The following is an 11867-nucleotide window of genomic DNA, read 5'->3' as shown; positions in this document are numbered from 1 at the left end:
TTCACACTCCCGGTTGCCGGTAATTGAAGATCGCGCGCCCGGATAAGGCGGGCGTGGTGTCGCGAATGGCGTTTTGCATCAGGCTCAGCAGGGCCGCGCGTTGATTGGCCAGGCTTTCCAGATGCGCGAGCAGATCATCGAGGCGACAAGGGTTTGCTATCCAGCTGATCAGGACCACGCAGCGGGTCTGCGGATCGATGGCAAACGCGCCTTCGCAAGCACAGGCAAGGCTCGCGCCGCCCTCGCTGAGCAGGGCTTCAAGCCGTTGAGGGTCATCGGCATCATAGGGGTCGAGCAGCTCGATGCTGCACCGAACCCCGTCACCGATCACAGCCAGACGAGCGTTGGCTTCATCGATCCAGCAGTCCAGCGGCGTCGCCGGTCGCTGGGCAAACCATTGGCCGAGGATCTCGGTGAAATCACTGAATTCCATCGATGATTGCTTTGGTGATGCCGTGTTTGGCGCGCAGGCTTTCATTGACAGCGATATTGGCAACGTCGGCTTGCTGCTGAGCGTCGTTGAATGCCTGCATATCTTCGATAGAGCCGCTTTCCGAAGCCTGCATCGCCGCGTCCTCCATATTGGTCTGGGCGCGATTCGAAGAGTTGTCCAGATGACGTTGCAAACTGTTGAAACTGATCATGTTCTGGTGCTCCATAAAAGGGGTTCAACCCTTGAGTGGAACAAACATGCCGGACGGTTCCATTTTGTGATTCGCGATCCGGTCGCGTTTGTGTTCGTTCGAGGCCTGTGCTCAGGCTGACGGGCCAGCGCCCAACAAACCGTTGCGCAGGTTCGTCCAGTCGATATCGAAAGCGCCATTCGCGTCACTCAGCCGCAAGCTGCCCAGCGCTATGGTCGCGTCACGCTTGAGCTGCCAGTGCTCTGCAAACCGGCTTTCGGCCAGCCACTCGGCGACAGGCTCGGCCATATCGGGGTGAACACCAAGCGTTGCGACCGCTTCATTGAGCTGACTGGCAGCAAGGTTTCTGACCACCGCACGCGCCCTTTCGGCCAGCGTCGTGTCGTCCAGCAAATTCTTTAGCGACTCGTTCAAAAGCGTTTCAACAGCGCACAGCGCTTGCTCCTGCAAGGCCTCGCGTTGCGCTTTCAGCTCACCCAGCAGGTCATTGGCGCTTTGCCAGAACTGTGCAAGCGCCTGTTCTTGCAGGCGCTGGGCCTTCTCCTGCTCAAGCACCAGCAATTGGCTGGCCTGCTGCTGCGCATCGGCGAGTAAATCGCGCGCCAGCAGGCTGTCGGCGATGTGTTCACGGCGCAAGATCGGTTCAGGCAGCAGCGTAGCGGCCGTCATAGCAATACTGCGTTTGGCGAGCATGGGGAAATTCCTGAGACAAAGAGAACCGGAGGGTGTTCAGGCCGCTGAGACACGCCACAAAACGGCCTGCCACAACGTTTGGAGCTTGTTATCGGGTGCCTTGCAAGGGGTGTCAGCCACCTCTTCCGGCGGCCACGCCAGGCGCAATCGAGACCAGTATCGAGCGCCTAGCCAGGCCCCCAGCAGCAATCGTGCATCTTGATTGTGCAGATCAAGCCAGACCTCGGGCCGTAACGCCTTGCTGAACCCTCGGCACCATTGCCCGTCAGGGTCTTCACTTTCATTCAGGGAAAAGCAGATGCATTGCGCCAGCGCTATCGCCTGTTCACGTTGCGACGGTGACAGCGCCAGCCAGCTCAACACCGGCTCATCTACCTGCGGCGGCTGATCTGCAACGATGCCGATACTCTGCAGAAACACACCATGACGGCTGGTCAGCAGCGCTTCGCAATCATGTATCGACACTCCATGCACTTCGGCAAATCTGTCCTGCCAGGCCGGGTGCGCCCAAGGCCAGGGGTTACACCACCAGTTGACCCATAGTTGCTCGGCATCCTGATTCATCACGCACGCGCCGGAAGGTTCGAACGCTTGCCACGGACGCCTGCACCGATGCGCTTCAACAACGCGGCGCGCCAGTCACTGCGCACCAGCAGAACGGCTATCAGCAGTGACAGCAGAATCCCGGCCGGAATCACCCAAAGCATGACCTTCCAGAATGGCAGGTTAGCGCTATCGAGCTTGAAGGGCCCGAAACTCACCCATTGCGTGGTTTCCTGGAATTCGGCAGCCGGGACGAAGACAATCGAAAACTTCTTTGAATCTGCAGATTGCGCGGACATGCCGGGAATACTGCTGGCGACCATCTGTTGAATACGTCCACGCACACTGTCAGGGTCCAGCGCAGCCGAGTGCTTGATGAAAACCGCAGCGGATGCCGGCTGGATCGGCTCGCCCGGCGCCACGCGCTCTGGCAATACCACATGCACCCTGGCGACGATGACCCCATCGATTTGCGACAGTGTGGCCTCGAGTTCTTGCGACAAGGCATAGATGTAACGGGCGCGCTCTTCAAGCGGGGTAGAAATCACCCCTTCCTTTTTGAATATCTCACCCAGACTGGTCCGTGAATGCCGAGGCAGGCCTGCTGCGTCGAGCACGCGCACCGCACGGTTCATGTCGCTGGTGGCAACCGTCACCACTACGCCGGTCTTCTCCATGCGTTTACGCGCATCGATATGCTGGTCAGCAAGACGAGCCACTACCTCGTTGGAATCCTGCTCGGAAAGGCCTGTGAACAAGTCAGTCTCGTCACTGCAGCCCCCGAGCAGGAGCATGCACAGCATCAGCAGCCCTGCGCTCAAAAATTTCACGGAAACCTCTACTGCAGGTTGGTCAACTTGTCGAGCGCCTGAGCGCTCTTGCTGACGACCTTGGTCGTCAACGCCATTTGCAGCGAGCACTGCGAAAGCGCGCGGCCCAATTGCACGATTTCCGAACCGTCTTCGGAGTTCGCCACTTTCTTCATCTGACGCATTGCCTGATTTGAAAGCTTGGCGGTATCGCCCAGACGCTCGGACAGCACGCTGGCCACCCGATCGCTCAGGTGCGACGTAGCAGGCCCGTTATCCGGACGCATCGCCGCATTGAATAAGTCGACATCCGCCTGAGCGGGCTCAGAGGCAAGGCCCTGATGCACATTCTGCCCAAGCCCCGGGGAGACGCTGTTGATATTGCTGATTTGGGAAATGGTCATAATGACTCTCCGTCAGGCGGCTGTCAGTCAGGACAAGGATTGATTATGAGTACCCTGCAGCAGGGCAGTGAGCAGCAGCGCGGCAGTTTGCGCGGCACTTGATTGCAAGTTGCCAGCCGCGTTGCCAGCGCCTTGAAGCGTTGCTTCAAGCCCTTTCTGCAGCAGTCCACCCAAGAGCTGGCCTAAATCCTGACTGGCCGTATTACCATTGGTGTTGCCGCCGGACTGCGTCGAGTTGTCGACAGGGGAACCCAGGCCTCCACCCGAAGCGGATGCCTGCAGACCCCGGTCGATCAGTTGCCCGATCAATTGACCTGGGTCAAAGGTGCTATTGCCGTTGCCATTGCTGGAAGGCCCGGTGTTGGCATCAATCAGAGGATCACCGAACGAACCGGATGAATCACCCGACCCACTCACAGGAGAACCCAGACCACCGCCACCAGCCGCACCACTGGCACCACTGGCACCACTCTCTTGCTGGCCGAGCTGTTGGCCGATGAGGTCGAGGGCGGAACGGAACTGAGCAGTTTCCTGACCATCCAGACCATTGTCTTCCTTCAGTTCGTCCGACCAGGTGCCGCCGTTGGTGGTAGGGAACTGGGACTTGTTGTCGTCCATGAATTGGGCGACTTTTTCCAGCAGAGGCATGTCATCTTTGGAGAACGTGGTTCCGCCGTCCTCGCTGGGCTTCAGCAGATCGTTCAGCACAGCTTTGCCAAGACCGCTCAGCACCTGGTTCATCAGGTCAGACTGTCCGGCACCCGAACCGCCACCCACACCGCCGCCCAAACCGGAATCAGAGCCACCACCACCGCCACCGCCACCGCCTACATCTCGATTACCGGCCATGCCTGCGGAAGCGCCGAAATTGTCACCGAGCTTTTCGTGGATCAGCTTATCGAGCCCTGCGGTGATGTCATCAATGCTGCCACCGGACTTACCGTCCGCAGCCATCGATTTTGCGAGCATCTTGCCAAGCGGAGACGTGTCATCCAGCTTGCCATTTTTAGTCAGCGCCTGAACCAGTTGATCGATAACGTCCTTGAGCTCTTTGCTCGACGTGCTGGTGTTGTTGCTCACATTGCTGTCGGATGACAACGGGAACGACGATACCGGGGTTTGCAACGAGGCAAAAATGTTTAGAGCTTGCATAGAAACGCCCTTCCTGAAGTAGCGGCCCCCTCCGTCAAGGGGGCAATCAGAAATAATTAGTAACTGATACCTTTGGCGTTTTGCGCCGTGGCACTGATTTTCTTGTTGGTGGAGTCTTCTTTACCAGCTTCGATGGCGTTCAAAACGTCCATGGTTTGCTTCTTTTTGGTCTCTTCGGCTTGCATGGCGATCAATTGCGCGCCGTTGGCGTCCATCTCTGCGCTGGCCTTGTTCTGCGCAGCCAGCGACAGACTGTTGCCCATGCCTGTGCCTGCGAGAACGTTGCCCTGCATGTTAGCGGCCGAAGCGATAGTGTTAGCACCCTGCAGTGCACCGCCAATGCCATTGGCGACGCCGGTGCCGGCTTGGGTGAGACTCGAACTGATGCTTGGAAGAAATGGCATGTCTTGATTCCCCTTTCTTGGCTATACCAGCGTAATTGCTTGGTACAACTACGTGGCATCAGTCCATGAATCGGTTCCGGCGACAGCACAAAAAATCAGATCTGCAACTCTTTTATCCGGCGGTAGAGCGTGCGCCGAGGCATATCGAGCTCCTGACTGACAGCGTCGATGCAGTGGTGATGGCGCTTGAGCGACTCCTGGATCAGCGCTTTCTCGATAGCCCGCAACTGCGATTTGAGTCCGCAAGCCAGGTATTTTTCACCCTGAGGCTCGCTTCCAAGCAATGGAAAGCCCAGCACGAATCGCTTTGCTGCCGCCTTCAATTCACGAATATTGCCGGGCCATTCGTGCTTCAGCAGTAGTTCCTGAAGCGCAGGGCAAACCGTCGGCACGGCGACATTCAGCTCGGCACCAGCGGCCGCCGCAAAACGTTTGAATGAGGGGACAATACGCTCAGGCTGGGAGCGCAGCGGCGGCAGCTTGAGGGTCAGTACATTCAGGCGAAAATACAGATCGCGGCGAAATCGACCGTCCTCCACAGCGTCGTCCAGCGAGCATTGGGCCGAGGCAATCACACAGATATCGAGCTTGATCGTCGAGGTCGACCCCAAGCGCTCAAGAGCTCGGGTTTCAAGCACCCTCAGCAGCTTGGCTTGCAGGTTCAGCGACATGCTGTCGATCTCATCCAGATAGAGCGTGCCGCCCTGCGCTGCTTCGATGTACCCGACTCGAGAGCGGTCGGCTCCGGTGTAAGCGCCGCTGACCACTCCGAACAACTCACTCTCTGCCAGAGATTCCGGGATAGCCGCGCAATTCATGGCTACCAGCCGGCCTTTACGGCCGGACATCGTGTGAATCCGCCGAGCAATGGTGTCCTTGCCAGTGCCAGTCTCGCCTGACAACAGCACATCGATACCCAACTGCGAAATACTTTCGGCAACGATCCCGAGATTCGGGACACGTTCCTCGTCCAGGTCATCATCGTACGTAGCGTCCAGACTCATCCCGTGATCCCCAAAACTCCAGTGTGGCAAGAACGCCGCGAATCAGATTCCAGCCGCCAAGGCAATCTGCGTGGTAACGCCCAGCTCCTTCATGCGGTGATAAAGGGTACGTCTTGGCAGTTCAAGCTCTTCAAGCACCGCATCGACATTGTGACGATGCCGCTTCAGGGCATCCTGAATGAGCATTTTCTCGATGACACGCATTTGCGTGCGCAGGTCGGTGGCCGAGGCCAGGTCCTCGACAGGCTCGCAACCCAGTAAAGGAAAATTCAACACAAACCGTTTGGCTGCCGATTTCAGCTCACGCACGTTGCCTGGCCAGTCATGACTAAGCAGGACCTGCACACGTCCGCTATCCAGCGCTGGAGCCGGACGCCCCAGCTCGGCAGCGATTTCCTGGGTGAACTGGTCGAACAACGGCAAAATCTGCTCACGACGTTTGCGCAAGGCTGGCAGATGGAGCGTCAGCACATTGAGCCGAAAAAACAGGTCGCGACGAAAAAGTCCTTGTTCCACCAGTTCATCCAGTGGTCGCTGAGCCGAAGCTATCACCCGCAGATCCACAGGAATGAACTCGGTCGAGCCTAGCCGCTCGACGCCACGGCTTTCCAGCACACGCAACAGCTTGGCCTGAAGACTCATTGGCATGCTGTCTATCTCGTCCAGGTACAGCGTGCCGCCACTCGATGCTTCGATGTAGCCCTCGCGAGCGCGGCACACGCCGGTAAATGCACCGTTCACCACTCCGAAAAGCTGGCTCTCGGCCAGCGACTCAGGGATCGCAGCGCAGTTCATCCCGACAAAAGGTCCAGACCTGCTGGACAGCTCATGGATACGGTTGGCAAGCGTGTCCTTGCCCGTGCCTGTTTCGCCACACAGCAGCAAATCCATATCAAGGAACGCGCTGTTCATTGCAATTTGATGACCCGCCGATACTGCAGTTACGCCCCAACACTCCTGGACGTTCTTATCAATGTCTGTGCTCATCGGTCACTCTCATGGTGGAAGGCAAGCGGACTATTAATACCACGTCTTACAAGGCACACATATAGGGATTTAGTTCCCCAACGAGTGCAAAAAATATCACAAAAATGAGAATGACTATCATCGTATCATCGTCATATTAACGGCACCCCAGAGGCATGAAATTTATCGAGAAAAAATAATTAGATTATAATTTATTCAACAAAATCAATAACTTACGATATACAATTGCTATTTAATTATCGTTTTTTGCTCTTTTTATTTACTGCAACAAATACGGCAGCAATACCGACGCACTCAGAATTTAATACACCTCGACATAACACAGCGATAGCCCGACATAACAAAATAAAAGAAGACCCACAAGACTGAAATAAAAACACTGCCCTGTACGCGAAATGCTTCAACTTAAGAAATGCTCTTTGGCATAAACATCCAGTGAACTATAAAACACTCACTCATAACAAGAAGACATCCATCGACAAAGAATAAAATCATACATCGGTTATTACAGGGGATAAGAGAGATAAAAGTTTGACCAGACGATCAGGTATCAGCATGGCAGGGTTCGGATTTCCGAACGTCAGCTCACCCTTAACCTGGCCGATCCCACAATCCCCCCGATTTTCCGCCTCAAAAAGTGATAGCCATTTGCCACAACCTCATTCGGCATTCCGAACATATATCCTTTCGTAGCGCCTTTGCTGAAACAAACCAATGCGCCACTACTTAGCTGAACCGGTTTAATGTAGGACAATCAGGCAATGCAAGCTATGCAAAAGCCATCACATCGTTATCAGCCATGCTTATAGGTAGTCATCACCAACGTGATTTTTGAGAGGGTGTGTCTATGCAGTTACAAATGCTTACAAAGTTCAAAAAAATTACTGACCGAACACGGCAAAAGATGGACGGCTAAGAATTTTGCGATCCAAAAAACATGTGAAAATAGAATTTAAAGATTTTCTTAAGACTATTAACAAACCAGACATTAAATGAGAAAAACACCAAAAACCGGCGGTTTTCAGGGTTTTTTCTAAAAAATTAAGAAAATTTTAGTGTTTACTGACGTACATCGCTGGCATAGACCACCACCCGTGGACCGGTGGGCAGCTCACGAGGACCGCTGCGGTACTCGATATCCTCTCGTTTTCGCGGCGCCGAATGATCATCTCTGGTGCGTGTTGTCTTGACTGCACCGATCGCAAAATCATACTGATTCGGGGCCAGGGATGCTGTCGAAACGACTGGCTCCGAGCGTTCGGCAACCAAGGCAGGCGTGGTTTTCTCTGCAGGCATTGCCTGCAGTGCTTCTTGCGTAGGAGCAGGCGGTGCAGGCGGCGGAGTTTGTTCTGCCACTCTTGTAGGTTGGGCCACCTTGGGGATCGGCGGGCGCTCATCGGCTACCGGCATGGAAACGACAGGGCCAGGGCTCTGCTCGGCAACCTTCACTGGATGAACCGGTTTCTGCACGGGTAGCTGCTCTGCAACCTGCACCGGCTCAGCAGGCTTGATCGCCGGAAGCGGCAAAGCCTTTCTGTTTTCGTGAAGCGGAGGCACCGTGGTCGTAACGGGTGTCTCGCCGGTGATTTGCTGGATGCCTGCCGTCAGGGCTTGTTTGTGTACCTTGGGTATCAGCAGACGTCCTGGACCATCCGGCGTTTTTTTGCGCAGGAACGCCGGGTTGAGTCGTACCAGCTGGGCCTCATCCACGCCAGTAGTGGCAGCGAGCTGGGAGAGGTCCACCGCATGGTTCAGTTCGACCACGTCAAAGTAAGGCACATTGGCAATCGGGTTGAGCTTTACACCATAGGCCGCCGGGTTGCGCACCAGCATAGACAGCGCCAACAAACGAGGTACGTAATCCTGGGTCTCTTTCGGCAAGCTCAGGTGCCAGTAGTCAACCGGCAGGCCACGACGTCGGTTTGCTTCAATCGCTCGCCCGACCGTGCCCTCCCCTGCGTTATATGCCGCAAGTGCCAACAGCCAGTCGTTGCCGAATTGACCATGCAGGCGCGTCAGGTAATCCATCGCCGCTTTACTGGAAGCCACGACATCCCGACGAGCATCGTACGTGGTGCTCTGACGAAGGTTGAAGGCGCGTCCGGTGGAAGGGACGAACTGCCACAGACCTGCCGCAGCGGCAGGTGAGTTGGCCATGGGGTTGTAGGAGCTTTCAATCATTGGCAGTAACGCCAGCTCCATAGGCATTTGGCGCTCGTCCAGACGCTCGACAATGAAATGCAGATAAGGGCTGGCACGAACGCTGGCACTGTTCACAAAACCCTTGTTGCTCAGCAGCCAGTCACGCTGACGGATTATCCGCTCGTTGGCGCCCTGCCCGTCGACCAGCCGGCACCGCTCAGCGAGACGCTGCCAGACGTCATCTCCGTTATAAGCCGGCATGTCGGAAACGCTCGGCAGGCCGATGTCCGCCTGCTCGTTGGTCGAGCCGCCATTCACCAGCCCCGCAACAAGGCGCGGCAAGCGATCATGGCGCGACTGGGAATAATCGACTGACTGGCAGCCCACACACACAGAGCCCAGCGCAAGAATGGCGATCTGAACCGAACGGACCAATAAGCGAGGTCTGGAAATGGGTGGTATAGGGGCTGGCATTGTCGGGAATGTCCTGAGCATGTTCACCCTACGTGGTGCGATGGCCATTCCGGTTCCCTGCACTGCAGATGTCGGCTGCGAAAACCCTTACAGCTGAAACACTTCAGTCACCCCTTTTTTATGGAACCACAGCCGCTTGTGCGCCACGCAACCTTTGAAGAACTTCAAGGATTCATAAAGGCATCGCTCTGCGGAAGCAGAGGACAAGGATAAGGACAAGGAGATTCACAGTGCAGGCACCCACGATCAGCCGGAACACCGGAAACGTTATTCAGACACAGGCGACAGCAGCCCTTCGTAACCCATCCGACTTGCAACAACGCGCCGAACAGCCCACCCAACGCTCATCACACTCGCTGGGGAGTCTGGGAAAACGAATGCTGAAAAGCGTCGGCAAAGTGTTTCAGAAATCCAGAACACCGCGACAGGCAGCGGCCAGACCACCCAGCACAACAAACACCTCAAGCTCACATCCGCCTTCCAATGGCGCAGTCACACAGAATGCCACTCGGGCATCTCGTCTACCGGGCACTGACAACCCACCCAGGTCAATCCTGCGCAACAATTCAGATAAAGCGAGCAGCTCCGGGACAGCAGTGCATGGCGCCGAAAAAGCGCTCAAACAGGCAGAGCCTGCCGACCGAAACAACCGCCGTGTCAGGTTCGACATTCCAGGAGAGCGCCTGGAACGCAACACTTCAGCCGGACTATCTGCAGATCCAGCGGATGATGAAGAAGCGGTCGCCAACGCTGTTCGCGAATCCCGACTTCCCGGTAGCCGCCTGCAAGGGCACGACGGCAAGCGCCAGTCATTTATGGCCAGCAAACCGAACGAGGCAGGCAGCTCCGGAATCAACGTCGACGATTCAGACGAGCCAGCGCAAAAACCAAGCCTGGGACGCAGTGCTGGCGGTCGTTTCGAACTGAAAGATGAAAAGTTTACACGCCACGCCCAACCCCAAGGCACCGTCCAGCTGGATGCCAAAGGCAAGCCCGATTTTTCCACGTTCAATACACCTGGCCTTGCCCAGTTACTGGACTCTATTCTCGCTGGCCCCAAACAAACCTACCTGGCTCATGAAAGCAAACCCGGCGTGCATGGACACCAACTGCTAGAGGCCAACGGATACCTACTGCATCTGGTGGAGGACGAAAGCTCGCTGGCGCTGGTTCGCAGTAGTAACGAAGCACTGAATATAGAAGGGAAAAAGCTGCCCACCGTGCGCATGGAACGCGTAGACGGCCATATTCATATCGAAACCAGCAGTGGCCGCAAAAGCCAGGAGTTGCCTGGCAAGGCGCATATGGCCTACCTCACCGACGTATACCAGACCAGCAGCCAAGAACGCCTGCGTGTGTACGAAAACCGGTTGTATCAATTCGACCCGACCAGCGCCCGCTGGAAGGAACCGGAAGGTCTGGAAGAGATCGCGTTCGATAGTCTTTCCATGGGCGGTAACGGCTCGGTCTATGCGAAAAGTGACGACGTTCTGGTCGACCTGTCGAGTCCATTCATGCCACACGTGGAAGTCAAAGACCTGCAGTCATTTTCGTTGGCGCCGGACAATAGAGCTGCTTTGCTCAGTGGCACAAAAGCTCAGGCCATCCTGCTGACTGACATGAGCCCGATAACTGGCGGGCTGACGCCGAAAAGAACCAAAGTTCTTGAGCTGGATGACGGCAAGGCGCAGGCGGCTGCAGTCGGCTTGAGCGCGGACAAGCTGTTCGTCGCAGACACCCGCGGCAGACTTTACAGCGCGGATCGCAGTGCGTTTGAAAGCGACGATCCGCAATTGAAGCTCATGCCCGAACAGGCTGGCTTTAAGTTGGCGGGCCTGCCTATTGGCGGCAACAACCGCGTCACCGGATTCATCAACGGTGACGACGGTCGTATTCACGCATTGATCCAGAACCGTGAGGGCGAGGTTCACTCCCACGCCCTCGACGAGCAAGGTTCGACACTGGAAAGCGGCTGGAACCTGACCAGTGTGCAGGTGCGGCACAACAATCGCGGCCTGATCATGCCCCCGGCGCCCGCCGCCCCTGAACGGCTCAACCTGGATCGTGCAGGCCTGGTTGGCCTGAGCGAAGGACGCATACAGCGCTGGGATGATGCGCCTGAATGCTGGAAAGACGCAGGTATAAAAGATGTCGATCGCCTGCAACGCGGCGCCGACAGCAACGCCTATGTACTCAAGGGCGGCAAGCTGCATGCACTCAAGGTTGCTCCCTTCCACCCCAACATGGCCTTTAACCGCAACCTATCGCTGGCTCAGACAGCGCGCTCGACAACCGTCGAGATGGGCGAGGAGATCAAGGGCCTTGATGACCGCGTGATCACGGCATTTGCGATGGTCAACAATGAGCGATTTGTCGTACTTGATAAGCAGAACAAGCTCACTGCGCACAGCAAGGATCACCAACCTGTCAAGCTTGAGGCCCCCGGACTGGAAGGTGATATCAAAAGCCTGGCGCTGGACGAAGAACACAACCTGTACGCTCTCACCAGTACCGGCGGGCTTTATTCTCTGTCCAAGAAAAGCTGGCAGTCGACAAAGCTGAAGTATCAGATGCGAGCCGAATGGACGCCGGTTGCCCTCCCGGGAGGGCA

12 protein-coding genes are annotated in these 11867 nt (G+C 56.2%); 1 reads left to right on the top strand and 11 read right to left on the bottom strand.

Annotated features, from left to right (window positions below; genetic code table 11):
- Position 1: 1 nt before the first annotated feature.
- From ALO43_RS23250 to ALO43_RS23200, 11 genes are all read right to left on the bottom strand, one after another.
- Entirely contained in the window at positions 2-433 is a 432-nt protein-coding gene (locus ALO43_RS23250) for a hypothetical protein (protein WP_005891565.1), read from the bottom strand.
- Positions 420-644: a type III secretion protein gene (locus ALO43_RS23245; RefSeq protein WP_005891564.1), complete on the bottom strand. Its 225-nt coding sequence runs from the start codon at positions 642-644 to the stop codon at positions 420-422. The genes ALO43_RS23250 and ALO43_RS23245 overlap by 14 nt, the downstream gene beginning before the upstream one ends.
- Before the next feature lie 111 nt (positions 645-755).
- Positions 756-1337 (bottom strand): type III secretion system stator protein SctL, encoded by a 582-nt coding sequence (sctL, locus tag ALO43_RS23240; RefSeq protein ID WP_024671152.1) that lies wholly within the window; start codon positions 1335-1337, stop codon positions 756-758.
- Between the two features lie 36 nt (positions 1338-1373).
- Positions 1374-1901: a hypothetical protein gene (locus ALO43_RS23235; protein WP_024671151.1), complete on the bottom strand. Its 528-nt coding sequence runs from the start codon at positions 1899-1901 to the stop codon at positions 1374-1376.
- Positions 1901-2710 carry a type III secretion system inner membrane ring lipoprotein SctJ gene (gene sctJ / locus ALO43_RS23230; RefSeq protein WP_005891560.1) on the bottom strand — a complete coding sequence of 270 codons (810 nt, stop codon included), beginning with the start codon at positions 2708-2710 and terminating at the stop codon, positions 1901-1903. The genes ALO43_RS23235 and sctJ overlap by 1 nt, the downstream gene beginning before the upstream one ends.
- A gap of 8 nt (positions 2711-2718) precedes the next feature.
- Complete coding sequence (gene sctI, locus ALO43_RS23225; protein ID WP_005891559.1) at positions 2719-3093, bottom strand: type III secretion system inner rod subunit SctI; 375 nt, start codon at positions 3091-3093, stop codon at positions 2719-2721.
- 27 nt (positions 3094-3120) lie between these two features.
- On the bottom strand, positions 3121-4245 hold the full coding sequence (gene hrpZ, locus ALO43_RS23220) for a type III secretion system effector HrpZ (protein ID WP_024671150.1): 1125 nt from the start codon (positions 4243-4245) through the stop codon (positions 3121-3123).
- A 56-nt stretch (positions 4246-4301) separates the two neighbouring features.
- Entirely contained in the window at positions 4302-4649 is a 348-nt protein-coding gene (locus ALO43_RS23215) for a type III secretion system major pilin HrpA (protein ID WP_024671149.1), read from the bottom strand.
- 95 nt (positions 4650-4744) lie between these two features.
- A complete protein-coding gene (locus ALO43_RS23210) occupies positions 4745-5653 on the bottom strand; it encodes a sigma 54-interacting transcriptional regulator (RefSeq protein WP_005891554.1) in 909 nt (302 codons plus the stop codon).
- Between the two features lie 42 nt (positions 5654-5695).
- Entirely contained in the window at positions 5696-6640 is a 945-nt protein-coding gene (locus tag ALO43_RS23205; protein ID WP_005891552.1) for a sigma 54-interacting transcriptional regulator, read from the bottom strand.
- Positions 6641-7699: 1059 nt separating this feature from the next.
- Positions 7700-9256, bottom strand: coding sequence for a lytic transglycosylase domain-containing protein (locus ALO43_RS23200; RefSeq protein WP_024671148.1), 1557 nt, complete (start codon positions 9254-9256; stop codon positions 7700-7702).
- A gap of 230 nt (positions 9257-9486) precedes the next feature.
- Here ALO43_RS23200 and ALO43_RS23195 point away from each other — a divergent pair.
- Positions 9487-11867: AvrE-family type 3 secretion system effector (locus ALO43_RS23195; RefSeq protein WP_122325794.1), on the top strand; the 2381-nt coding region annotated here is incomplete at its 3' end.

The sequence above is a fragment of the Pseudomonas tremae genome, assembly GCF_001401155.1.
GTDB lineage: Bacteria > Pseudomonadota > Gammaproteobacteria > Pseudomonadales > Pseudomonadaceae > Aquipseudomonas > Aquipseudomonas tremae.
Note: the sequence above shows the minus strand (reverse complement) of the source record. Positions and strands in the feature narration are given on the sequence as shown.